Source organism: Gordonia malaquae NBRC 108250, assembly GCF_000344135.1.
In the GTDB taxonomy this organism is placed as follows: Bacteria; Actinomycetota; Actinomycetes; order Mycobacteriales; family Mycobacteriaceae; genus Gordonia; species Gordonia malaquae.
On sequence record NZ_BAOP01000015.1, the window covers coordinates 1 to 22,063 of the forward strand.

General features: G+C 66.1%; 26 protein-coding genes and 1 pseudogene. 12 read left to right on the forward strand and 15 right to left on the reverse strand.

The genetic code is table 11. The features are described 5' to 3' along the window. The 3 genes and pseudogenes from GM1_RS22755 to GM1_RS22615 form a co-directional block, all read left to right on the forward strand. Positions 1 to 382 (forward strand): hypothetical protein (locus GM1_RS22755; RefSeq protein ID WP_217997949.1); only part of this gene is annotated, 382 nt, incomplete at its 5' end. A 344-nt stretch (positions 383 to 726) separates the two neighbouring features. Further along, a pseudogene (locus GM1_RS22305) lies at positions 727 to 854 on the forward strand (IS3 family transposase); the annotation flags it as partial. 148 nt (positions 855 to 1,002) lie between these two features. Further along, a complete protein-coding gene (locus tag GM1_RS22615; protein WP_008378958.1) occupies positions 1,003 to 1,458 on the forward strand; it encodes a hypothetical protein in 456 nt (151 codons plus the stop codon). 8 nt (positions 1,459 to 1,466) lie between these two features. On the opposite strand, the gene GM1_RS23140 is transcribed toward GM1_RS22615, so the two are convergent. Genes GM1_RS23140 through GM1_RS11380 form a run of 3 tightly spaced genes read right to left on the reverse strand, consistent with a single transcriptional unit; the run spans position 1,467 to position 4,304 of the window. Beyond that, a complete protein-coding gene (locus tag GM1_RS23140) occupies positions 1,467 to 1,589 on the reverse strand; it encodes a hypothetical protein (RefSeq protein WP_280512941.1) in 123 nt (40 codons plus the stop codon). Positions 1,590 to 1,617: 28 nt separating this feature from the next. Continuing rightward, positions 1,618 to 2,784 carry a lipase family protein gene (locus GM1_RS11375; RefSeq protein WP_008378961.1) on the reverse strand — a complete coding sequence of 389 codons (1,167 nt, stop codon included), beginning with the start codon at positions 2,782 to 2,784 and terminating at the stop codon, positions 1,618 to 1,620. Then, positions 2,781 to 4,304 (reverse strand): M28 family peptidase, encoded by a 1,524-nt coding sequence (locus GM1_RS11380; protein ID WP_008378963.1) that lies wholly within the window; start codon positions 4,302 to 4,304, stop codon positions 2,781 to 2,783. The genes GM1_RS11375 and GM1_RS11380 overlap by 4 nt, the downstream gene beginning before the upstream one ends. A gap of 71 nt (positions 4,305 to 4,375) precedes the next feature. Here GM1_RS11380 and GM1_RS11385 point away from each other — a divergent pair, with 71 nt between their 5' ends. The 3 genes from GM1_RS11385 to GM1_RS22310 are packed head-to-tail and all read left to right on the forward strand — an operon-like array spanning position 4,376 to position 5,803. Next, positions 4,376 to 5,059, forward strand: coding sequence for a TetR/AcrR family transcriptional regulator (locus tag GM1_RS11385; protein ID WP_008378964.1), 684 nt, complete (start codon positions 4,376 to 4,378; stop codon positions 5,057 to 5,059). A gap of 56 nt (positions 5,060 to 5,115) precedes the next feature. Further along, the gene (locus GM1_RS11390) at positions 5,116 to 5,625 is read left to right on the forward strand and encodes a CGNR zinc finger domain-containing protein (RefSeq protein ID WP_223291324.1); all 510 of its coding nucleotides are present in this window, start codon (positions 5,116 to 5,118) and stop codon (positions 5,623 to 5,625) included. A gap of 40 nt (positions 5,626 to 5,665) precedes the next feature. Further along, positions 5,666 to 5,803 carry a hypothetical protein gene (locus tag GM1_RS22310; RefSeq protein WP_157435967.1) on the forward strand — a complete coding sequence of 46 codons (138 nt, stop codon included), beginning with the start codon at positions 5,666 to 5,668 and terminating at the stop codon, positions 5,801 to 5,803. Here GM1_RS22310 and GM1_RS11395 read toward each other — a convergent pair. The 6 genes from GM1_RS11395 to GM1_RS11420 form a co-directional block, all read right to left on the reverse strand. After that, positions 5,797 to 6,486, reverse strand: a complete 690-nt coding sequence (locus GM1_RS11395) for a hypothetical protein (RefSeq protein WP_008378968.1) — start codon at positions 6,484 to 6,486, stop codon at positions 5,797 to 5,799. The genes GM1_RS22310 and GM1_RS11395 overlap by 7 nt on opposite strands. Beyond that, a complete protein-coding gene (locus tag GM1_RS11400; protein WP_040519957.1) occupies positions 6,486 to 6,665 on the reverse strand; it encodes a hypothetical protein in 180 nt (59 codons plus the stop codon). Before GM1_RS11400 ends, GM1_RS11395 begins: the two co-directional genes overlap by 1 nt. A 59-nt stretch (positions 6,666 to 6,724) precedes the next feature. Beyond that, on the reverse strand, positions 6,725 to 7,912 hold the full coding sequence (sepX, locus tag GM1_RS11405) for a divisome protein SepX/GlpR (protein WP_008378972.1): 1,188 nt from the start codon (positions 7,910 to 7,912) through the stop codon (positions 6,725 to 6,727). A gap of 151 nt (positions 7,913 to 8,063) precedes the next feature. Continuing rightward, on the reverse strand, positions 8,064 to 8,723 hold the full coding sequence (locus GM1_RS11410; RefSeq protein WP_008378974.1) for a GNAT family N-acetyltransferase: 660 nt from the start codon (positions 8,721 to 8,723) through the stop codon (positions 8,064 to 8,066). A gap of 30 nt (positions 8,724 to 8,753) precedes the next feature. Next, on the reverse strand, positions 8,754 to 10,058 hold the full coding sequence (glp, locus tag GM1_RS11415) for a molybdotransferase-like divisome protein Glp (RefSeq protein WP_008378976.1): 1,305 nt from the start codon (positions 10,056 to 10,058) through the stop codon (positions 8,754 to 8,756). A 73-nt stretch (positions 10,059 to 10,131) separates the two neighbouring features. Further along, positions 10,132 to 11,061 (reverse strand): UTP--glucose-1-phosphate uridylyltransferase, encoded by a 930-nt coding sequence (locus tag GM1_RS11420; protein ID WP_008378979.1) that lies wholly within the window; start codon positions 11,059 to 11,061, stop codon positions 10,132 to 10,134. A gap of 76 nt (positions 11,062 to 11,137) precedes the next feature. Between GM1_RS11420 and GM1_RS11425 the strand changes: the two genes are divergently transcribed. Then, positions 11,138 to 11,719, forward strand: a complete 582-nt coding sequence (locus GM1_RS11425) for a 5-formyltetrahydrofolate cyclo-ligase (protein WP_008378981.1) — start codon at positions 11,138 to 11,140, stop codon at positions 11,717 to 11,719. A 6-nt stretch (positions 11,720 to 11,725) separates the two neighbouring features. On the opposite strand, the gene GM1_RS11430 is transcribed toward GM1_RS11425, so the two are convergent. Continuing rightward, complete coding sequence (locus GM1_RS11430; RefSeq protein WP_008378983.1) at positions 11,726 to 11,989, reverse strand: FmdB family zinc ribbon protein; 264 nt, start codon at positions 11,987 to 11,989, stop codon at positions 11,726 to 11,728. Between the two features lie 170 nt (positions 11,990 to 12,159). On the opposite strand from GM1_RS11430, the gene GM1_RS11435 reads away from it, so the two are divergent. Further along, positions 12,160 to 13,716, forward strand: coding sequence for an alanine/glycine:cation symporter family protein (locus GM1_RS11435; RefSeq protein WP_008378985.1), 1,557 nt, complete (start codon positions 12,160 to 12,162; stop codon positions 13,714 to 13,716). 144 nt (positions 13,717 to 13,860) lie between these two features. Here GM1_RS11435 and nhaA read toward each other — a convergent pair whose 3' ends face one another. Further along, positions 13,861 to 15,111, reverse strand: coding sequence for a Na+/H+ antiporter NhaA (gene nhaA, locus GM1_RS11440; protein ID WP_008378987.1), 1,251 nt, complete (start codon positions 15,109 to 15,111; stop codon positions 13,861 to 13,863). A gap of 113 nt (positions 15,112 to 15,224) precedes the next feature. Here nhaA and GM1_RS11445 point away from each other — a divergent pair, with 113 nt between their 5' ends. From GM1_RS11445 to GM1_RS22315, 4 genes are all read left to right on the forward strand, one after another. Next, positions 15,225 to 15,863: an SAF domain-containing protein gene (locus GM1_RS11445; protein WP_040519961.1), complete on the forward strand. Its 639-nt coding sequence runs from the start codon at positions 15,225 to 15,227 to the stop codon at positions 15,861 to 15,863. A gap of 97 nt (positions 15,864 to 15,960) precedes the next feature. Continuing rightward, on the forward strand, positions 15,961 to 16,755 hold the full coding sequence (gene mscL / locus GM1_RS11450; RefSeq protein ID WP_008378991.1) for a large-conductance mechanosensitive channel protein MscL: 795 nt from the start codon (positions 15,961 to 15,963) through the stop codon (positions 16,753 to 16,755). Positions 16,756 to 16,877: 122 nt separating this feature from the next. Beyond that, positions 16,878 to 17,546 (forward strand): biliverdin-producing heme oxygenase, encoded by a 669-nt coding sequence (locus tag GM1_RS11455; RefSeq protein ID WP_008378993.1) that lies wholly within the window; start codon positions 16,878 to 16,880, stop codon positions 17,544 to 17,546. 48 nt (positions 17,547 to 17,594) lie between these two features. After that, positions 17,595 to 17,762, forward strand: a complete 168-nt coding sequence (locus GM1_RS22315; protein ID WP_157435969.1) for a hypothetical protein — start codon at positions 17,595 to 17,597, stop codon at positions 17,760 to 17,762. Here GM1_RS22315 and GM1_RS11460 read toward each other — a convergent pair. From GM1_RS11460 to GM1_RS11475, 4 genes are all read right to left on the reverse strand, one after another. Beyond that, positions 17,749 to 18,315, reverse strand: a complete 567-nt coding sequence (locus GM1_RS11460) for a MogA/MoaB family molybdenum cofactor biosynthesis protein (RefSeq protein ID WP_008378995.1) — start codon at positions 18,313 to 18,315, stop codon at positions 17,749 to 17,751. The genes GM1_RS22315 and GM1_RS11460 overlap by 14 nt on opposite strands. Before the next feature lie 17 nt (positions 18,316 to 18,332). Then, positions 18,333 to 19,817: a S1C family serine protease gene (locus GM1_RS11465; RefSeq protein WP_008378997.1), complete on the reverse strand. Its 1,485-nt coding sequence runs from the start codon at positions 19,815 to 19,817 to the stop codon at positions 18,333 to 18,335. Between the two features lie 81 nt (positions 19,818 to 19,898). Continuing rightward, entirely contained in the window at positions 19,899 to 21,317 is a 1,419-nt protein-coding gene (locus GM1_RS11470) for a sensor histidine kinase (RefSeq protein ID WP_008378998.1), read from the reverse strand. Between the two features lie 33 nt (positions 21,318 to 21,350). After that, positions 21,351 to 22,040 carry a response regulator transcription factor gene (locus GM1_RS11475; RefSeq protein ID WP_008379000.1) on the reverse strand — a complete coding sequence of 230 codons (690 nt, stop codon included), beginning with the start codon at positions 22,038 to 22,040 and terminating at the stop codon, positions 21,351 to 21,353. Positions 22,041 to 22,063 lie beyond the last annotated feature (23 nt).

Below are 22,063 nucleotides of genomic sequence, written 5' to 3' on the forward strand. Positions count from 1 at the left end.
CCCATATCTTCGCCAGTGCAAAGAAGAGGACATAGACTCGACAACTCTAATATGCGTCAATATGCACGGGGCTGGCGAGCTGTCGGGACAGTCCGCCTGGATTCGGGCAGTTCAGCGGACGCGCCCAGTCACCGCTGCGGATTTCAACAATCAGAATGAGATCTATCGAGCACCGATGTTTACTGTGGCTCGAGTGCCGGAACGGGATCGCGAAAGGCTAGGCGAGTTCGCATTCACCACTCGTAAGGACGACGAAACTGAAGTTTGGTCACTCGACTCAGATCGAGCATTCATCCAGATCGGGTATCCGCGGGGGTCAATCGACCAGGATGAACTGTGGGATACCGCGGGAAAGATCCTTGGAGCTGGTTCAGAGAACTGAGCGGCCAGCAATTGTCTCGTCAACACCTTCCCGATAGGGACCGATGCTGAAATGATCGTAGAGCCCGGAATTTGGGACCTGCATCGATCGTTTCGAACCTGAGCATCTCCAGTTGGCGCTGGCTGCTTCGGTGACGACAAGAGCCCCCGACTTCCGCGTGATACGGAAGCCGGGGGGTGTTGTCGTGCTGGGGTCAGGCCAACCAGAGACCGACACCAATCCACGATGTCGACGAGGCGAGTGACAGGAACACCGGCATCGTCGACCGGTCGACCAGGATGAGGCCCATCGGCTGGGAAGCAGCCGGCGTCCCAGGCGATGCAGAATCGGGCTCGAATGTCTCGGCGGAGCTGGAGGCTCTCCGGAGGGAGAATGCTGAATTGCGAAGAGCCAACGAGATTTTGAGGACGGCGTCAGCGTTTTTCGCAGCGGCGGAGGTCGACCGCCGACTGCGGAGATCGTCGATCGGGTACACCTCGCCGACCGAGCACGAGAAGCATTACCGTCAGGACCTCGCCTCGACACCCGAGGTGGCCTAATCAAGATCTTCGACCGGACCAGGACTGTTCAGTCCTTGCTCAGGGTCAACGTGCCCTGCGCCAAACAAACGGAGTTTCCAAGTGAGAAAGATCTCATCTATATCCGCCGCACTGACCATCAGCGCCACTCTAATCAGCGGGTGTTCCGACACACAGCAAACACCTCCGGACACGCCGCCGCCATCAACACAGAACGTTCTCAAAGGTTCATCTCTGGAAGGCAAGTCCGTCGGTGAACTCGAACGCAACTTCTGGGGATTCGACCACGGCGTGAAAGTAACATCGTTCTCCACGAACTCTGTGACAGACATCGTGCTCGAGAAATCCTCCGAGCTAGGCGAAGAAGCTGTCAGCAACTCCTTTATTGTGGCAGCGGTATTCTTTTGCGAGCCAGTTCAGGCATATGTGTACGCAGTCGACGGAACAAAGACTAATGATAAGATCACGTCACCAAGCTTTGAAACTTGGAAGGCCAAGCAAATGAAGTCACCCATTTGCAATGGGCAGCCGCCAGCCACCAATGTTTCAATGAAGTAGTGCTCCAATCACCTGACGCCTTCCAGTTGAGCGGTCGCATGGTCTGCCGCCGCGGCGTGTTTGCGGAGTTCAAAGAACGCCCGCACGTAGGTCGAGAGTTCGACTATCCCCAGATCCGTGAGAAGGCCCACGATGCCTTGGCGGGCAGAGTCCGCCAGGTCATCGACCGCGCCGAACCAACCACGCCGCAATCGATTCCGCAGCCCCTTGTGAGGTCGGAACGGGCGTGTGCCCTGCCGGATGGCCGACGAACGCGACCTGCGATCCACGTGAGCGGTAGGTGTCGACCAGCCCCGCGACAAGCGGGTACGGCGCTACTCCGTCGACGTAGCCTGCATCGATCCGGACAGGCAGGCCAACCGGAAGCCGCAGCCCTGCCACGTCGTTGGCCTCGACTATGCGGACGAGTTCAGACTTCAGGCGTGCACCTCGCGGACCGAGCATCGCCGACGGCGCCATGCCGCCGAACGAGTCGTCCGCCGTCAGTCCGCCGTAACACCGGTCGTCGATGTGGCGCATCAGCGTGAGCGCACGCCTACTCAGCCCACCGTCGCGCGCCAACTGCTCAAAAGCGGGGTCGGCAGCCGACGCCCCCGACACCAGCAGCGCAGCGAGCCCGGTCAGGTCGGCGATGAGACCGAGACCGCCGCCGACCGGCGACTGGGCAACGGAGTCGACGATCGCCCCCATCTGAGTCGGCGGGGTCACCGCAGCAACCGCCTTGAGCCGCAGACTCCCCCACCGCGACGCCGGTTGTGCCGCCGCGAACAGGGACGCCACCGCTCCCTCGGAATGGCCTGCGACAACAACCTCGTGCCCGATCCGCCGATCGAATGCGACAACCGCCGCCGCAGCGTCGATCACCGATGTGGCCAACGACGACCCGATCAGATACGGATGCGGACCGGGGCTTCCGATGCCCTCGAAGTCGGGCCTGACCACGGCGAAGCCTGCACGCAGCAGTCTTCCGACGATCTGGTCGCCCGACGTCATGTGCGGCAGCTCCGGATCACCCCGCCGCGCGACCGACGGTGCACATCTGTCGGCGCCACCGACAGTCATGTGACTCCACACCGCCAGCAGCCACCCCGCTGTCGGAGGCTTCGAGCGCGGCAGCAGGAGGGTGGCCGACATCGTGGTCGGACGCCCTCGCACCGATGTCGATCGGTATCGGATCACAGTGGTCGACGCAGCGGCAGGCAACGCGACGACGGGATCAGTCACGACCCGCTCAGTGAGCACCACCGGCGATGCGTCCGAAGATCCGGCCCCGACAAGCGACACGACAAGGGCTGCCGCCACCACACCCGCCGCCGCGCGAATCATCGTGAACCCGGAATCAATCCGATGGCGCGGCCGGGCTCACGATCCAGCTTGTCAAGGGTGTCGCGGAAGAAGCGCGCGACGGGCGCCATCTGCCCCACGTCGACCTTGTCGATGGTGTCGGCGTCGTCGTACATGTACAGCGGGCCGGAGATGAAACTGACCACTGGCACCCCGGCGACCAGCAGGAACGACGCGTCGGTCGGGATGCCCATCTGGATGAGCTGGAACGGAGCGGCGTTCAGCATCGTCGTCGACCGCACGTTGTTCCGCGTCAACGACGACGCGAGATCAGCCTTCAGTGCGAGGTTGACGTTCTCGAACAGCCCCTTCGTCTCCGGCTGATCAGTGGTGACGAGCTGACCGTTCGATGCACGCTTGGCGCGGCGCCCCACGTGCTCGATCGTGGTGTTGGCGACGATGTTCCACTTGGACTGCTTACGCACGATGTACTTGTCGACGAACGCCTGATGCGACTGGTACCCGGTGAAGTGGGTGTCGAACGTCGCGAACATCATGCTCTTGCGTCGCGGACGCTTGCCCGGAGTGCGCGCGAGGCGGCCGTAGTGTTCGGCGAGCGCGATCACCTCGGCGGTACCGGTGGCGTCCTCGACGGCGCCAGTGGTCACGGAGTCGTGGTGCGACTGCACTATCACCGTGTCGGTCGTCGCACCCGGCAGCATGCCGATGACAGTCCGGCCGGTGACTGCACTGCGGGTCACGGTCAGGTCGATCCGCGCACGGTTCCGGTTCTTGGCGAGCAGGCCCCGCATCCGCGCGCCCGCCGACCGCGTGACCCACATGCCCGGGATCCGCATGGCCAGCTGGCGGTAGTACTCGTTGTGGTAGCGGTTCGAGTTGAAGTAGTCACTGAGAACACCGACGAAACCGACGGCACCACCGTTCTGAGCAGCACGAATCGTCGACTCGAGAGAAGTCAGGTACGGGTTCGCGCTCAACATGACGTCGGGGTCGAACGTGGTGCCGTCGGGATCGTTGATGTACTCGGCCAACGGAAGCAGTCCCGCGGTCGGCAGCATGAACGCGAGATCGAACATGACGATCTTGCCGCGCACATTGCGGCCGTCGATCTTGCCGCGACCGATGTCGACGACCGGCGCGGTCAGTCCGTTCGCTCCGGTCGACCGCACCCCAGGTCCGGCGTCGGCGGGAATGAAGGAGTGCGATACGGGGAAGGCGTCGACCGCAGTGGCGCCGACACGCAGACCTGCGTTCGAGGGCTTCCAGTCGTACGACGTGACCTCCTCGAAATGCACGTCGGTCAGTCCTGCGTCGCGAAACCGCTGCGCGACGTAGTCGGACGCACGACGCCCCGCGGGCGACCCCGTTGTACGCGGCCCCATGTCCACGAGGTCGCGCACCGTCGACATCATCGATGTCGCGGTGAGCGGCGCTGTGGGCGACGCCGACGCCTCCGGTGCGAGGACTCCCCCTCCGACCACCGCGACAATGGTGACCATCGCGGCGAGAGTCTTGCCCCGCCCGACTACCTTTGAGAACACCGACGTTCCCCTTCCCTATGACGACCAACGAGTAAAGTACGCAGCGTTACTTTATACACGGAGCCTTTCAGATGAGTGCCAGTCCACAAAATCCCGACATCCCGCGGATCACCGAGGGGGCCTTCTTCACCACGCCCCAACGGCTGCCCCGCGGCCCCCACGGGCTGACACGAGACGAAGTGCAGACCATCCAACGCGAGCGGCTCATGATCGCGTACACGGAGTTGGTGGCGGCCCGGGGGTATCACGCAGTCGGGGTCCGCGACGTGGTCGCACGCAGCAGCATGTCGCGCACCGCCTTCTACGAGTGCTTCGACAATCTCGACGATTGCGCGGACGCCGCCTACCAGCGGTTCATCACCGTGCTCGTCAGCACGATGACCGAACGACTCCGCGCGACCGACGTGAGCCACGAGGTTCCGACGGTCATCCTGTCGTACCTCGAAGCGCTCCAGTTCGACCTCGTCGTCGCCCGCACCTTCCAACTCGAATTCGACGCCGCGGGGCCGGCATCCCGTCGACGACGACGCGACGCACTCGGGTTCATCGCCACCGTTCTACGAGACGAGCATCGCCGCCTCGCCGAACTCGATCCGTCGCTCGACCCGGATCTTCCGACCAGCGTGTTCCTCGCGATGGTCTACGCGCTCCGCCAGCTCGCATCCGACGCCCTCGACGACCCCGACGTCACCGATCTCCGGCATCTCGAACCGCCGCTGTCCGCGTGGCTCACTCGCAGCCTGCGCCGAGGCTGACCGCCGTCGACCCTGCGGCATGGTGAAATGGTCCAGTGAGCTTCGACCATGACAACATGACCGGTCCGCTGCTATCGGCGGACTTGGTCAACCTCATCGGCGAAGGGTGGTCGGCCCAGAGTGTCGGAGCGGTCTTCGCCCAACACACGATCCGACGGCCAGACTTCGACGACGGCGGGCTCGCCGAACTACGACGATGGGCCGTGCGCCTGCGTACCGTGTTCGAAGCGGTCGACGAGGACGCCACCTGCGACGCGATCAATGCCTTGCTCGTCGACGGCGCCGGTCAGGTGTACCTGACCACCCACGGGCATTTCGGCCCCCACCTGCATTTCGCGCCCGACGACAGCGACGTGGTGAGCCGCGTGATGGCCGTGACCTCCGGCGGACTCGCCGTCTTCACCGTCGAGGCAGGCGGACGACGACTCGGCGCCTGCGCGCGCTCGGACTGCGATCGGGTCTTCGTGGACACCAGCCGAAACGGCAGGCGCACATACTGCAGTGCACGATGCGGCAACACCGACGCCGTCAGCCGCCACCGATCCAGGGCACGCCTGAAGGTGTAATGGTTGATCTGATCTGACTCATTGCATCATCGTGGTTGGCATGACCACGGAAACCATCTGGACCACCGTCTCCAGCCACACCACCAGCACAGGTCGGATCGCCTATCAACGGAACGAGTCGGGGCAGTACCGCGTCGTAGAACGTCGCTTCGACAGCCTCGCTCCCGATGGTCAGTGACCGACCGCAGGCGCCTTCACCGTCGTCGGATGCTCGACGATCCATCTCCGGCCCGCGTCAACAGCGTGTCGAAGAGCAATCCGCTCGCCGATGTATGTGATCGGACCGCCGATCAGCGGCACCATCGACGCCCAACGAGCCACAGCGGGAGGTCCCGGTCGCGCGCCCAACGCCGATGACAGATCGTAGAGGGTCCGGCCGATACCGACCGTCACCTCGACCACGCTGTCGGCATCCGGGGCGACGATCGGATCGCCCCCGTCGTCGAGCCCGGCGACCACCGGCGAGAGGTCGCGCTTGAAGAGGATCTCACCGAGCATCACCACGCCCGCCTCACGCGTGTCGACGCCGTACTCGCGCGACACCGCCCTCAGCACCAACGCTTGGCCTGCGACGCCGAGATACGCGCCGATCGGCAGCCAGCGAGCCCAGACACCGAACATCCCGGGAAACGCCACCGCCGTCGTGGTCACCGCACCGACTCGAGTGACCCACCAGTCAGCGCGCTCGTTCATCGAGAGCTCGTTCCAGCCCCTGGTGCCGGGCCAATCGACGGCTGAGAGCACGCAGGATCGCCGCTTCAAGTCGAAGACGTCAGCGGTCGCCAGGACGTCGAGGATCTGATCGATCGACGCAACCGTCCGGTCGAGAACAGCAACCAGTCGGGCGTCAGTCAACGCCATCAGTCGTCGTCCGAGTCCTGAGCGTCGGCGGCCGCGTTACGCGCCGCTGCGATCTCGAGCGCGCGACGCGCCGACGCCTCATCGGGGTACGGCCCCATGCGGTCGAAGACGTCTCCGACCTTGCCCTGGGTGACCGCGCCAGTCGAGATCTGGTAGTACCACTGCGTGTCCTCAGCCATGTGTCCAGCGTAGAGCACCGAGCCCGTGTGCGCGCTTGTCGCGCGCCCGTCGGCCAGGGTCAGACGGCAGTGCGGTGAGCGACGTCGTCGTAGTCGGTGCCGTAGTCCTCGCGGTAGGCGAAGTCGTACGTCGGGAGGTGCTCGAACGCCGGATCCCCGTCGTCGATCTCGAGGACGATCGCCCCGCCGGGACGACGCAAGCGGGCAGGCGGCGCGACGTAACCCGGTTCGGCGTGGACACGCTCCACACGCTCGTCCTCGGCTCGCCGACGACGCTGCCGCGCCATGCGCTGCGCATGACGGATCTGGTCGGCCCGAACAGCGCGACGGAGGAACACGAGATACATGGCGAAGACTGCGACCATCACACCCGCCGCGACGTAGCCGAGCGGCTGGATGAAGAACGCCGACACGATGGCAGCGGTCGTCAGCACGGTCAACGTCGCCAGCACTCGGCGCCGCTCGCGGTACGAGGCCTCGTCATAGTCCTGCGCTCGTCCCGGTCCGTAGCCGCCGGTGCCCCGCATCGCGCGCGGCGTGGGAGCGACATGGTCGTTGTCGTCGGCCTCCGCCTCCGCCGATTCGACGTCCTCCTCGTCGTCGAGGATGTCGAACGCGGCATCGGAGTCGTCGAGATCATCGTCCTCGTCGTGCGGTGTCACCACGTCGGCACGTGCAGCCTGGGCCCGGTCGATGTCGACCACGTCGACGCCCACCGGCTCGAACACGTCGGTCACCTCGAGCGGACTCTCGGCTTCGGCGCGCAGGGTGACGGGCTTCTCGTCGGCGGCTTCGTCGAGATCGGTCTCGTCGACCGCCGCGTCATCGGTCCCCGTCTCGTCGATCTCGGCATCGAGTACGTCGGAATCGACGTCGGCTGCCGCGTCGGTCGCGTCGTCAACGGTCTCGTCATCAACGATCTCGGCGTCCAGAACTTCGGCGTCGGCGTCGGTCACGAGGTCGTCAGGGGTCTCGTCGACGGCGTCGTCAGTCGACTCGGACGCGGCTTCGGCGGCCGCTTTCCGTTCGGCCAGGCGCTTCGCTGCGCCCTCGGCGCGAGTCGATCGCGCCTGCGTGGCGCGACGACGCGCGGCGGCCCCACGACTGCCGCCACGGTGCACCACACGGGTCTGCGCGGCCGTAGCAGTCGATTTGCGAGCCTCCGGCCTGCCACGCAGCACCATCGGCACCAGCACGAACAGCCAGACCACGATCAGGAACACCCACAGCACGGAGGAGTTAGGCATGTCGGGCGACCTCCTTCTTCGAGTCGAGTGACGAGTCTCCACTGGACACCCTAGGGACGCTTGGGCTTTCAGTCCCGGCGGCGCGCCGCAACACCAGCGAAATCACAGGATTCACAGTAATCACATCAGCCACAGCGAGACGCGGTGAGGTTCACACTCGACCCAACGCGCGCCCCGATCGGACGAGACCGTCGACGGCACTGCCGACCACCTCGTCCGACGTCATCGCGAACAGCAGGTGGTCGCGCCAACGTGAATTCACGTCCATGTACCGCTTCAGCAGACCCTCTTCACGGAAGCCGATCGCTTTCAGCACCGCCTGCGATGCGACGTTGTCCGGCTGGACCGTCGCGTCGAGGCGATGCAGCCCGACCGGCCCGAAGCAATGGTCCACGCCGAGCGCGACGGCCGCTTGCGCGATTCCGCGTCCGGTGTGTTCTCGATCCACCCAGTAGCCGATCCACGCGCTCAGCACCGCACCCCGTTGAATGTTGCCGACGGTGAGCTGGCCGACGTACCGACCGTCCAGTTCGATGACGTACGGAAGCATCACTCCGCGTCGAGCTTCGCTCTTGAGGACGGAATGAAGGGGCGCCCACGCGGATGCCTGATGGCGACGCTCCCACTGGCCGACGCCGGTCGGCTCCCATGGGAGGAGTTCGTTCTGATTGCTGATGCGGAGTCGACTCCAGGTGTTGCCGTCGCGCATCCTCACCGGCCGGAGGGTCAGCAGACCCGCGTGCAGGCGCACCGGCCCGAGCGTTGACGGCCAGCCGGGATGCTTCGCAGAGTCGACCAGCCAAGAGAACACGTCTGTGAGTCTATTCGTCCGGGTTCGCGGTCAGCCGCGCTCGGCCAGGAACGACACCTCGACACGGTCACCGGTGTTCACGTCTTCGACGTCCTCCGGGATCACGATCAGGCAGTTCGCCTCTGCCAACTCCGCGAGCAGATGCGACGTGCCCGACTCCGACTCCCCGATCACCTGGACCAGGTACTCGCCGGACCGCTCGTCGCGCATCAGCTGACCTCGCAGGAAGCCGCGTCGGCCTTCGACGGACGCGATCGGTCCGATCGAGCGTGCGGTGACCGTCCGACGCATCGGTTGCCTCTTGCCGAGCGCGATGCGGATCAGCGGTCGGACCATCACCTCGAACGTGACGAGGGCGCTCACCGGATTCGACGGCAGGAGGAAGGTCGGGATCTCGTCACGGCCGAGGCGCCCGAACCCCTGAACAGAGCCGGGATGCATGCCCACACGACCCACTTCGAGATCACCGAGCCCGGCGAGCGTCTCGGTCACCATGCGCGACGCGGCGCCGCCGACGGCACCGCAGATCACCACGATCTCGGCGCGGATGGTCTGCGCCTCCACCACTTCGCGGAGTCGGTCCGGATCGCGGTCGGCGATCCCGACACGATGAACCTCTGCACCCGCATCACGGGCGGCCGCGGCGAGTGCATAACTGTTGACGTCGAACACCTGACCGGGACCCGGATCACGGTCGATGTCGACGAGTTCACTGCCGACCGCGATGACCGCCACTCGCGGACGCGGATGGACAAGCACCCGTGCGCGGCCGACAGCTGCGAGCAGGCCGACTTGAGCAGCCCCGATGACCGTACCGGTCCGGACCGCGACGTCTCCTGGCTGAACGTCGTCACCGACACGCCGCACGTAGTCGCCGCTCTCCACGGAGTGGCCGATCATCACCCGATCATCGTCGCCGTCGGTCCATCGGTGCGGCACCACGGCGTCGGCGAGAGTCGGCAACGGAGCGCCTGTCTCCACCCGAACCGCCTGGCCCGGCTGCAGCCTGGTGGGCGTGCGCGACCCGGGTTCGACGTCGCCGACGACCGGCAGACGGACCACGAGTCGACCCGATCCCTCGAGCACACTGACATCGACGGGTTCGTCGTCGAGGTCGGCGGTGTCGTCGGGTTCATCGGCGCCTGCCAACGCCACGTCGACCGCACGCACCGCGTAACCGTCGATGGCGGCCTGGTCGAACCCCGGCAGCGGATCAGTGGTGACCACTTCCTCCGCGCACAGCAGTCCCTGCGCTTCGGAGATCGCGACCTGGATCGGCCGCGGTGCCACCACTGACGCAGTCACGAGGCTCAAATGGTCCTCGACCGATCGCATCGTCTCTCCTGTCGTGTCCTGGCCCCGCCAGGGTAATGCCCACAACCGTGGGACCGGTGCAGGCGCGCGGAGTTCAGCTCTGGGCGAGCCGGTCCTGCAGCCACGCGCGCAGTTCCGGACCGTAGTCGTCGCGGTCCAGCGCGAAGTCGACGGCAGCCTTCAAGTACCCGCCGGGATTGCCGAGGTCGTGGCGGGTGCCGCGGTGCACCACCACGTGAACCGGTTCGCCCTTCTCGATGAGCAGAGCGATGGCGTCGGTGAGCTGCAGTTCGCCGCCGGCACCCGGCGTGATCTCGCGCAGCGCGTCGAAGATCTTGCGGTCGAGAATGTAGCGGCCTGCGGCTGCGAGATTCGACGGCGCCTGGTCTGCCGGTGGCTTCTCGACCATTCCGCGAACCCGCTTAACGTCGGGCGACACTGGATCGGCGTCCTCGACGTCGAAGACGCCGTACGCACTGATCTTCTCGTCGGGAACCTCGATCGCGCACAACACGCTGCCGCCGTAGCGCGCTCGTGTCTGCGCCATGCGGCCGAGCACGCCCCCGGGCAAGACGAGGTCGTCGGGAAGGAGCACGGCGACGGCGTCCTCGTCGTCGGCGAGCTGAGGTTCCACGCAGCCGACTGCGTGTCCCAGGCCGAGCGGCTGGTCTTGGATCACGGACGCCACTTCGAGCAGGGACGGCGCGTTCCGCACCTTGGCGAGCATCGCTTCCTTGCCGCGAGAGGCCAGCGTGTGCTCGAGAACGAGGTCTTCGACGAAGTGCGCGACGACGCCGTCCTTGCCGGGTGAGGTCACCACGAGGAGCCGTTCGGCGCCTGCCGACTTGGCCTCCTCGGCGACGAGTTCGATGCCGGGCGTATCGACCACGGGAAGCAGTTCTTTGGGAACCGTCTTGGTGGCGGGCAGGAATCGGGTCCCAAGGCCGGCCGCGGGCACCACTGCGGTGTGCGGGATGCGAGGTTGACCGATCGCACCGGACGAGGACGAGACGGGATTGGACATGGTTCCGATTCTAAAGGCTGGTTCTGGCAGGATCGGCCACGCACCACTGGACGTTCGCTGAGAGGGCACCGACATCGTGACTGCGATGAAGAAGGACCGAAGGGCCGACCTGCTTGCCGCACGCGGACGGATGTCCCCGTTCGTGATCGCGCAAGTGAACGCCGAATTGGCCGAGTGGATGTACGCGTTGCCGGTCCCGGTGGCCCCGGGCGACACCGTCGCCGCTTACGTCGCAGTCGGTGACGAACCCGGCGGGACCGCGATGCTCGAGGCACTCGTCGACCGCGGTCTGCGTGTACTGCTACCCGTGGTCCCTCCCGGCGAGCCGACTGCGCTGCACTGGGGTGAGTTCCGCGGCGAGGATGCTCTCGTCCGCGGACGGTGGGATCTCCTCGAACCCGCCGACTCTCTCGGCGTCGAGGCGGTGGCCGATGCGCGGGCGATCCTGGTACCGGCGATCGGCGCAGACCGTGCGGGCGGTCGACTAGGGCGCGGTGCGGGCTACTACGACAGGACGCTGGCCGCCACGCACGCGCCGATCATCGCCGTCGTGTACGACGACGAACTACTCGACTCGATCCCGCAGGAACCGAACGACGTCCCCGTCGACTGGGTCCTCACGCCAGGCGGCGGGTTCCTCCGCACGCCGCACCCGTGAGCCGAGTCAGGCGCTCGCCGCGCCGGAGTCGGATGAGGTGGAGCTGCTGCTCGAGTCCGACGTCGACGACGCGGCGGGCAGCGAGCCCGATCCCGAGCGGGAGTCGGTGCGGTAGAAACCACTTCCCTTGAAGACGACGCCGACCGAGTTGAACAGCTTCCGCAGTTTGCCACCGCATTCGGGGCAGACTGTCAGCGAATCGTCCGAGAACGACTGCACGATGTCGAATTTGTTGTCGCACACGGTGCACGCATAGCTGTAGGTTGGCACGGGAAACCTCCGGTCGGTCAGAACACTCAGTGTAACCGGTCCTGGCACTCCGTCATTCCGAGTGCCAGCCCGACAGGCGGCAACATCCCGGAGATTTGGGAATTGTGACCCACGTCATGCCATTCTGGTGGTCGTCCACACCTACGAACACCACCGAACATGGAGCCTTGATGAGCGAACTGCTCGCCACCGCAAACGAATGGATATGGAGTAGAGGCCTGATCTTCCTGTGTCTCGGCGCAGGCGTCTACTTCTCGATCCGCAGCCGCTTCCTGCAGGTCAGGCACTTCGGCCACATGATCAAGCTGATGTTCGTCGGCGAGAAGTCGGAGTCGGGCGTCTCGTCGTTCCAGGCCCTCGCGATGTCGCTGGCCGGACGTGTCGGCGCAGGCAACATCGTCGGCGTCGCGACCGCGATCGCGTTCGGCGGACCGGGCGCGCTGTTCTGGATGTGGGCTGTCGCCTTCCTGGGTGCATCGACCTCGTTCGTCGAATGCACCCTCGGCCAGATCTACAAGGTCAAGGATCCGCTGACCGGCGAGTACCGCGGCGGTCCCGCCTACTACCTGAGCCGCGCACTGGCCCACACCAAGGCGTCGACGCCGTTCAAGATCTACGGCATGGTGTTCGCCGCGGTCACGATCATCGCGTGTGGTGTCCTGATGCCGAACATCCAGTCGAACTCCATCGCCGAGGGCGCGGCCAACGCCTGGGGCACCGAGAAGTGGCTGGTAGGCGCCATCACGATGCTGCTGCTGGCCTTCGTCGTCATCGGCGGCGTGAAGCGCATCGCAACGTTCGCGGGCATCGTCGTCCCGTTCATGGCCATCGTCTACATCCTCATCGCGATCATCGTCGTCATCGCCAACGCCTCTGAGATCCCCGAAGTCCTGCGCCTGATCTTCTCCAGCGCCTTCGGCGCCGACGCGGCGTTCGGTGCGATCCTCGGCTCGGCGATCATGTGGGGCGTCAAGCGCGGCATCTACTCGAACGAGGCGGGCCAGGGCACCGGACCGCACTCGGCGGCGGCAGCCGAGGTCAGCCATCCCGCCAAGCAGGGACTCGTCCAGGCTTTCGCCGTCTACATCGACACGCTCTTCGTCTGCTCGGCCACCGGCTTCCTGATCTTGTCGACCGGCGCCTACCGCGTCTACTCGGGCGAGTCCGCCGACGGCGACATCATGCGCCCGTCGGCAGTGCTGGACCAGTCCGGCGTCGTGGCAGGCGACGGCCCCGGCGCGTCGTATGTGCAGGCGGGCATGGACACCCTGTGGGACGGCGCGGGCGCGTCGTTCGTCGCGATCTCGTTGGCGTTCTTCTGCTTCACCACGATCGTCGCCTACTACTACATGGCCGAGACCAACCTCCGGTACATGCTGGGCAACGCCGCGACGAAGCCGTTCCGCTTCCTCGCCGACACCGTCGGCGGAAACGTCACTCGCCTGCTGCAGCTCGTGATCTGCCTGTCGGTTCTGGCAGGTGCGATCGCATCCGCGGAGGACGCCTGGGCGCTGGGCGACATCGGTGTCGGCACGATGGCGTGGCTCAACATCATCGGCATCCTGATCCTGCAGGCTCCGGCGTACAAGGCGCTCCGCGACTACGAGCAGCAGAAGAAGATGGGGGCCGACCCGGTCTTCGACCCGCAGAAGCTCGGCATCATCGGTGCGACCTTCTGGGAGACCTACGTTCCGCCGACTTTGAAGAAGGAGAAGGTCGACGTCTGACCTCACTCCCCTGGTTCCTCTGACGGCAGCCCCTCGACATCGGTCGAGGGGCTGCCGTTGTCTGCCCTGGAGAACTTTGGCGGCGATTCCCGCCGTGGGACCGGAAACCGCCGCCGACGGTGAGAGACAGCGTTTCCGGAAGAGTCAGATGACTCGTTTGTCGATGTCGGGCACTCCGTCGCGGTTCTCGTCGTCGGAGCGTGCCCGTGAGGCGTCCCAGCGCAGGAGGATCGCGCCGAGGACCGCGGCGACGAGCGACCCGAGGAGAATGCCGACCTTCGCTGCAGGCTGGTGGTCGGCAGACAGGCCCGACTCCGGGGAGAACGACAGCTCAGCGATGAGCAACGCAACCGTGAACCCGATGCCGGTGAGCAGCCCGACGGGCAGGAGATCGCGGAGACCTATGGCGTCCGGCAGACGGAGAGGCGTGATCCGGGTGACGATCGCCACCGTCGCCATCACACCGATCACCTTTCCGACGACGAGGCCGGCGAAGATGCCCACACTCACCGGTTGCACGATGTGCCCGAGCCCGACAACGGTCACGCCCGCAGATGCGAATGCGAACAGCGGCAGGGCTATCGCGGTGGAATAGGGGGTCACCCGCTCGCCGATCGACTCGGTTCGCGGATGACGCTCCCCCTCCCTGGCGATCGCCGGCACGGTGAAGCCCAGCAGCACGCCCGCCACGGTCGCGTGAACACCGGACGAATGCACGAAGCCCCAGGCGGCGATCGCGAGCGGGATCAGAACCCAGACGCGGATCCGTGCCATTCTCGCGGCGACTCCGAACACCGCGACGCAGGCGAGGCCCGCCGCCAGCATCACAAAATCGATCGAGTCGGTGTACACCGTGGCGATCACCGCGATCCCGAGGAGATCGTCGACGACGGCGAGCGTCATCAGGAACACCCGCAGGGCCACCGGAAGGCCTCGGCCGAAGACGGCGAGGACCGCGAGCGCAAATGCGATGTCGGTGGCTGTCGGCGTCGCCCAGCCGCGCAGCGCCTCCGGTTCGAACGACCCGACGATCGCCACGTAGACCAGAGCCGGGGCGATCATCCCGCCCACTGCGGCCGCGATCGGCACCCCCGCACTCCGCGGATTGCGCAGACTGCCCGCGACGAACTCCTGCTTCAGTTCGACGCCGACGACGAAGAAGAAGATCGCGAGCAGACCGTCCGAGGCCCACTGGGCGAGCGTCAGATTCAGGTGAATCGATTCGGGGCCGACTGTCACGGCGAGGAGGTCGTGGTACGCGTCGCGCCACGGCGAATTGGCCCACACGAGAGCGAGTACAGCGGCGGCCATCAACAGGGCCCCGCCCGTGGTGTCCGCACCTACCCACGCCCTCAAACGATCAATCGATCCAGTTTTCGCAGGCGTCTGTTCCATACGTCCACCTTCTCAGACGCCGCCCCTGTGGATGAGGGCAACAACTCGACACACTCGTCCACAACTCGATTCTCGGGCCGTTCGACAATACCGCCCCGACGTACATTTCCGACATGAGTGATGACCGCCGTGCACACACCCTCAATCCGACGCCGATCGACCGAGTCCGAGAACTCACCGCCCCCACCTGGGTGAGGTCCGTCGCATTCCGTCGTTGTGTCGCGGCGCTCCTCATGGTCGGCGCCGGAGTCCTGACGGTCATCGACAACCGGACCCCGACCTCTCCGACCGCCCTCGTCGCCGCGCGAGACTTGAAGCCGGGCGAAATCGTCACCGCGGACGACGTCCGGGTGGCACCGGTGCCTCACGATTTGATGCCCGACGACCCTCCCGACGTCAATGCGATAGCCGGCCGTCACGTCACCGGACCCATCCACGCGGGGGAGATCATCACACGTCATCGCCTTCTGGATCCCCGTCTGCCCGCCGAGATGACCGGCGACGACCAGGCCCGGCTCGTGCCGGTGCGGCCCGCGGACGAGTCGTCGACGGCCTTCATCCGGCCGGGCGACACCGTCGATCTCCTCACCGAGAACGGTGACGTTCTCGCACGGGATGCGACGGTCGCGCTCTCCCCCCAGACCGACGGTTCGGGCCGCCCCGGGCCGGTTCTCGTCGCGCTGCCCGCGGCGGCTGCTCACCGGGTCGCATCGGCCGGACTTCGTGAACAGATCACTTTTGTATTGCATTGAAATTCGATAACGCGCCGAATGTTGCCGCGAAATGACAGCGATGCTGCATTAGACTCAGCGACGTCACGGCACAACGAATAACTTTAGGGGGAGCCTCGTGCTCAAAGGATTCAAAGACTTCCTGATGCGGGGGAACGTCGTCGAATTGGCCACCGCGGTCATCATCGGCGCAGCATTCACCGCCATCGTCACCGCATTCACCGAGAAGATCGTCAACCCGCTGATCGCATCGATTCCGATCAGCACCGACTACGCCGGCCTCGGTATCCGCCTGCGCGACGGCATGCCCGAGACCTTCGTCGATTTCGGCGCGGTGATCACCGCACTGATCAACTTCGTGATCGTCGCCGCGGTCGTCTACTTCCTGATCGTCATGCCCTACAACAAGCTGTCCGAGCTTCGTAAGCTCGGCGACGCCGAGGTCGAGGAGGACGAGGTCTCGCTGCTCACCGAGATCCGCGACCTGCTCGACCCGACCGCCAAGGAGCGCAAGGCCGCAGAGACCGCCGCCGCGAAGGCTGCCGCCGAAGCCGAGGAGACACGGTTGCGCGACGAGCTGCGCGCCCGCGAGGACGCGGCACGTTTCGACTCCGCAGAACAGCCCAGCTCCCCATTCCCGGAGCAGCCGCAGCAGCCCAACTACGGCCAGCCCGGCGTCACACAGCAGTTCACCGCTCCCCCGCAGGCCCAACAGCCGTACGGCCAGCCGCAGGCTCCGGCGGGTCCGCCCAGCGGAGGCTTCCCGACACCCAATCCGGCACCGGGCCAGTACCCGCCGCCCGGAAACCTTCCTCCGGGTCAGTACGCGCCGGGCCAGTACCCGCCGCCGCCCGAGGGTGGCCAGTTCCCGCAGGGACAGTTCCCGAACGATGGGCCGCGCCACTCGCGCTGACACCGGGATCGACATCGAAGAAGGCTCCGTTTTGTGCCGGAACGGAGCCTTCTTCGTGTTCTCGTCCCACCGATGTTAGGTTTACCTCCACGATTGACCGTCCTTATCCATGGAGGCCCCGCATGACCGTCGACGCACCCACGATCGTCGCTACTGAGGACACGTTGTCCGCAGCGATGAAAAAGGGCTCTGCCGTCGAGCACGAGCAGGCCGAAGGATCGACGTTCATGTCGGCGCTCCTCGACGGACGCATGCCTGCCGCCGGGTACGTCGCGTACCTGCGGCGACTCCGCCCGATCTACGCTGCGCTGGAGTCGACAGCGGCTGCACTCGCGGACGATCCGATCGCATCCAAAGTCGTCGATCCCGCATTGAACCGGCTCGCCACCATCGACACCGACCTCGCCCACTGGGCGCCGGAGAGCACCGACGACGTCCTCGATTCGCCTGCCGCCGCTGAATACACGGCCCGTGTCAACGCCTCCGCAGAATGGCCCGGCGCTTTTGTCGCGCACCACTACACCCGGTACCTCGGCGATCTGTCGGGCGGACAGGCGATCGGCCGCATCCTCGACCGCAATTTCGAACTCGACGGCGCGGGCATCGCGTTCTACGCGTTCGACGAGGTGGGCAAGGTCAAGCCGTACAAGGACGCCTACCGCGATCAGCTCGACAAGATCGGCGAGACGCTGACCGCGGACGAACGCGCCCGTCTCGTCGACGAGGTCAAGGTCGCTTTCCGTCTCAACCAGGCACTGTTCGCCGAACTCAGCCAGCTGTTCCCGAGCTGAATCCAGCCACACTCAAAGGACGGCCTCTCGAATCCGAGAGGCCGTCCTTTGAGTGTTTCATCCGTGATGTGGTGGACGGTTCTCGTCGTACCACTCGCGGCCGCGACCGCTGTGCCGACGCTCACCAGGCTCCGTGATCTGCTCCGGCAGGTCGTCGCCGAACACCGCGTCAAGGCGGCGTCGGCGTTCCCAGTCGGCTTCGTCAGATGTCACTGATGTGCCCGATCACGTGCCGGGCCAGCGGCAACAGTGTCGCCATGCCGTCGCGGACGGCGGCGCGCGAGTCGGCGATGTTGACCACCACTGTCTGGCCGGAGATGCCGGCGAGGCCACGTGAGAGTCCACCGTCGGTGGCGCCCGCGGACAGGCCGGAACTGCGAATGGCCTCCTCGACACCTTGCAGACGACGGTCGAGGAGAGGTTCGGTGGCTTCCGGGGTCACGTCGCGAGCTGCGACGCCGACGCCGCCGACCGACACCACGAGGTCGACACCACCGATGACCGCGGTGTTCAGGGTGTTCCGGATCTCGATCTCGTCGCCGGGAACGGTGACGGTGGCGTCGACGTGGAATCCGGCCTCTTCGAGCAGTTCGCCCACGAGGGGACCGAGTGAACTGGGGCCTTCGCCGTGCGCGACTCGATCGTCGACGACCACCACCAGGGAGCGGGCGAATCCATCTCCGGGCGCAGTGGCTGCGAGTCCCGGGCTTGTCGACCGGGCGGCCGCGTCCGCGGCCTGCGCATCGGGGTCGTCGAGGATGTCAGTCATGTCTGCCTCTCTGGATGTCATAGCGTGCCGAGGGTGACGTCGACGGTCTTGCTGTCTCCGTTCACCGTGTACGTCACCTTCACCGTATCCCCCGGAGCGTTGGAACGTACGGCGGCGACGAGAGAATCCGCCGACGTGATGTGACGGTCGTTGACGGCGGTGATGAGTGCACCGACCGGGATCCCAGCGCGTTCCGCGGGTCCGCCGCGGACGACGTTCGCGACGACTGCTCCGGGCTTCTCCAGATCCGCAGCCGGTCGCACAGACACACCGATGTTCGCCTGGGTCGCCTTGCCGGAGGTGCGCAACTGGTTGGCGACTCGCATCGCCTGGTCGACGGGGATCGCGAACCCGAGACCGATGCTGCCCGACTCCGAACCCGTACTCGCGCCGAGCGTGGCGATCGCCGTGTTGATGCCGATGAGGGCGCCAGCCGAGTTGATCAGCGCGCCACCTGAGTTGCCGGGATTGATGGCAGCATCGGTCTGGATCGCATCGATCACCGAGTCCTGGCCGTCCGCGCCGGACGTCGACACCGGACGGTTCAGTGCGGAGATGATTCCGGTGGTGACAGTGCCCTCCAGGCCGAGCGGCGAACCGATCGCGATCACGTTCTGACCGACGGTCAGGTTGTCGGACTTTCCGATCGTGATGGGAGTGAGGCCGGTCTTGTCCGCCTTGATCACGGCGACGTCCGACACCGGATCGGCGCCGAGCACACGGGCCCTGGCACGCGACCCGTCGCTGAAGCTGACCAGGACCTGCATGTTCGGTCCGCCGACCACATGGTTGTTGGTCAGGATGGTGCCGTCGTCCGACAGCACGACACCTGAGCCGGAGCCGACCTCACGTCCGTTCGAGACGGTGATCGACACCACGGACGGCAGTACACGCGCCGCAGTCTCCTGGACCGATCCGGGAGCGGCGGGCGGCTGCGCGGTCTGCGTCGGGCCGGTCGCGATCGAGGTGTCGGTGTTCGACGACGTGCCGTTGCGGTCGGAGACCAGGTACCCGACTCCGCCGCCGACGCCGCCCGCGAGCACCGCGACGACGGCGGCGCCCACGAGGAGCTTCTTACCCGACCCGCCGCGACCCGAGCCGCCCCCCGGAGCCGGATCCGAGCCGATCGGCGGAAGCGATCCCGTCGGCGGTCCGCTCGGCGACGCGGCGGCGAACTGACCGGTGCCGTACGGCTGCTGGTAGGGCGTGGTGGACGGCGCGCCGTACGGTGCTGTCGTAGCTGCGGCCCCGTAAGCCCCGGACTGATGCTGAGGCGCCTGATATTGGGGCGCCTGGTACGCGGGGGTCACGGTCGTCGGCTGTTGGGCGGCGAATCCACCGGTCGAGGTGACGCCGGTCGGGGCGTCGAACGGGCTCGAAGCGGCACCGGCGTCGCTCCCGGGAAGCGGCGGGAGCTTCGAGTACGGAGTCGGCGCGGGATTGTTCTGCGCCGTGAAGTCGTCTTGTCGATCCGAGGGGTCGCGGTATCCGCCGTCAGTCATGATTGTCAGCCTAGGCCAGGAGACTGTGAAGTCGGTCAAAGGATCCTGGGAATCCGTCCCATGACCGACGCCGCCTGCTTTTCATCGACGGACGACAACAGGGTCGGGTTCGGTGTGCAGCGCCGACCCCGGCAGGCGCATGCGGATCAGGGCGCCGCCTTCCGACGACGATTCCGCGACGACGGAACCGCCGAGGCGCACCACCACCTGCCGGACGATCGCAAGCCCGAGACCCGATCCGGGCATCGACCGAGTGGCGTCGGCACGGTAGAAGCGCTCGAACACGCGCTCACGGTCTTCCGGCGGGATACCCGGCCCGGCGTCCGCGACGGACAGTTCAGCCGTCTGCAGCCCCACTTGATGAAGACGCACATGGACGGTGCGTCCCGGCGGGCTCCACTTGGCGGCGTTGTCGAGCACGTTGAGCACGGCACGTGCCAGTCCGTGTTCCTCACCGAAGACGAACCACGGCGACGTCTGGACATCGAACTCGATGTCGGCACGACGGCGTCGGACCCGGAGCAGCGCATCGTCGATGACCGACTCGAGTGCGACCTCTTCGTGGACGGTGTCGAGTGAGTCGTCGCGAGCGAGGTCGACGAGGTCGCCGACCAGAGTCGACAGTTCCTCTATCTGAGCCATCACATCCGACCGCAGTTCCACCATGTCTGAGGCGGGGATCGGTGGCGCACCGGGCGCTGACGAGGCTATGAGCAGTTCCAAGTTGGTCCGCAGGGACGTGAGCGGCGTCTTCAACTCGTGACCTGCGTCGGCGACCAGCCGCGCCTGCTGGTCGCGGGATTCGGCGAGCGCGCCGAGCATCGTGTTGAAGCTCTCGGTGAGGCGGGCCAGCTCATCGGTGCCGGTCACCGGTATCGGTCTCAGGTCCTGGGTCTTCGCGACTCGCTCGACGGCTTCGGTCAGGCGACCCACCGGACGCAGACCGCCCCGCGCCACCGCTGTTCCGGCGAGGGCCGCGAACGCCACTCCCACCCCGCCCGCGACGAACAGCACAGATGCGAGCCGTTTCAGGATGGCGTCGGTGCGGTCGAGCGACTCGGCGAGCATCAGGGTGCTGCCGTTCGACAGTTTGCGGGCGAGCACCCGGTGGTTCGACGTGGTCCGCAGACTCTGGTTCAGCTTTCCGGGCGGGTTCACCGATCCGATGATCTGTCGTTCGGTGTCGCCGTACGGCACTTCACCCAGCATCAGCGTGTGTCCTGTCGGTTCGACGAGCGCGATCGAGATCGACGTCGAGAACACTGTTCCGGCGAGGAGATCCTCTGGACCGTTGCTGAGGCGCCCCAGTTTCGACAGCACGGTCATCCCGTCGGCGCGGGTGATCAGCTGCGTGTCGACGTCGCGGTACAGCGATCGGGAGACGACGAAGTACGCCGCGCCCGCCATGAGGGTCGCCGACAGGAGGACGACCGCGGCGGCGAGCAGCGCGACGCGGTTCCGCAGCGACACCGATCGGGTCAGTGCGTTCGGCGCACGCATCGGTCGATGTGCTCGGCTCGTCAGGAAACTCATCTAGGGTGCGGAGCTCTCACGGAGCACGTAGCCGACGCCGCGCACCGTGTGGATGAGTCGCGGTTCGCCGTCTGCCTCGGTCTTGCGCCGCAGGTAGCCGATGTACACCTCGAGAGCGTTGCCCGAGGTCGGGAAGTCGTAACCCCACACCTCTTCCAGGATCCGACTGCGCGTCAAGACCCGCTTGGGGTTCGCCATCAGCATCTCCATGAGCGCGAACTCGGTTCGTGTCAGGCTGATCTGACGTTCGCCTCGTGTCACCTCACGAGTCACCGGGTCGAGGGTGAGGTCGGTGAAGCTGACCGCTTCCGATCCCTCCTCGTCCTCCCGCGCCGTGCGCCGCAGCAGCGACCGGACTCGAGCGAGGAGTTCTTCCAAGGCGAACGGCTTGGGCAGGTAGTCGTCGGCGCCCGCGTCGAGTCCGGCCACCCTCTCGGACACCGAGTCGCGTGCGGTGAGCACCAGGATCGGCAGGTCGTCGCCCGCGGACCGGAGTCGGCGGCACACCTCCAGACCGTCCAGGCGCGGCATCATCACATCGAGCACCAGCATGTCGGGGCGATCGGCGATCACCTTCTCGAGTGCTTCGAGGCCGTCGCCCGCCGTGTCGACGGTGTAGCCGTTGAAGGACAGGGACCGACGAAGGGACTCTCGGACGGCCCGATCGTCGTCGACCACGAGTATGCGCATGCCTACAGTCTTATCGTCTCTAC

What these genes read in the sequence shown, in the direction of transcription:
- GM1_RS11375 (WP_008378961.1), bottom strand. Translation starts at nt 2,784, where the DNA reads ATGATTCGCGCGGCGGCGGGTGTGGTGGCGGCAGCCCTTGTCGTGTCG.
- GM1_RS11385 (WP_008378964.1), top strand. Translation starts at nt 4,376, where the DNA reads ATGAGTGCCAGTCCACAAAATCCCGACATCCCGCGGATCACCGAGGGG.
- GM1_RS11390 (WP_223291324.1), top strand. Translation starts at nt 5,116, where the DNA reads ATGACCGGTCCGCTGCTATCGGCGGACTTGGTCAACCTCATCGGCGAA.
- GM1_RS22310 (WP_157435967.1), top strand. Translation starts at nt 5,666, where the DNA reads ATGACCACGGAAACCATCTGGACCACCGTCTCCAGCCACACCACCAGC.
- GM1_RS11395 (WP_008378968.1), bottom strand. Translation starts at nt 6,486, where the DNA reads ATGGCGTTGACTGACGCCCGACTGGTTGCTGTTCTCGACCGGACGGTT.
- GM1_RS11400 (WP_040519957.1), bottom strand. Translation starts at nt 6,665, where the DNA reads ATGGCTGAGGACACGCAGTGGTACTACCAGATCTCGACTGGCGCGGTC.
- sepX (WP_008378972.1), bottom strand. Translation starts at nt 7,912, where the DNA reads ATGCCTAACTCCTCCGTGCTGTGGGTGTTCCTGATCGTGGTCTGGCTG.
- glp (WP_008378976.1), bottom strand. Translation starts at nt 10,058, where the DNA reads ATGCGATCGGTCGAGGACCATTTGAGCCTCGTGACTGCGTCAGTGGTG.
- GM1_RS11420 (WP_008378979.1), bottom strand. Translation starts at nt 11,061, where the DNA reads ATGTCCAATCCCGTCTCGTCCTCGTCCGGTGCGATCGGTCAACCTCGC.
- GM1_RS11435 (WP_008378985.1), top strand. Translation starts at nt 12,160, where the DNA reads ATGAGCGAACTGCTCGCCACCGCAAACGAATGGATATGGAGTAGAGGC.
- nhaA (WP_008378987.1), bottom strand. Translation starts at nt 15,111, where the DNA reads ATGGAACAGACGCCTGCGAAAACTGGATCGATTGATCGTTTGAGGGCG.
- GM1_RS11445 (WP_040519961.1), top strand. Translation starts at nt 15,225, where the DNA reads ATGAGTGATGACCGCCGTGCACACACCCTCAATCCGACGCCGATCGAC.
- GM1_RS11455 (WP_008378993.1), top strand. Translation starts at nt 16,878, where the DNA reads ATGACCGTCGACGCACCCACGATCGTCGCTACTGAGGACACGTTGTCC.
- GM1_RS11460 (WP_008378995.1), bottom strand. Translation starts at nt 18,315, where the DNA reads ATGACTGACATCCTCGACGACCCCGATGCGCAGGCCGCGGACGCGGCC.
- GM1_RS11465 (WP_008378997.1), bottom strand. Translation starts at nt 19,817, where the DNA reads ATGACTGACGGCGGATACCGCGACCCCTCGGATCGACAAGACGACTTC.
- GM1_RS11470 (WP_008378998.1), bottom strand. Translation starts at nt 21,317, where the DNA reads ATGCGTGCGCCGAACGCACTGACCCGATCGGTGTCGCTGCGGAACCGC.
- GM1_RS11475 (WP_008379000.1), bottom strand. Translation starts at nt 22,040, where the DNA reads ATGCGCATACTCGTGGTCGACGACGATCGGGCCGTCCGAGAGTCCCTT.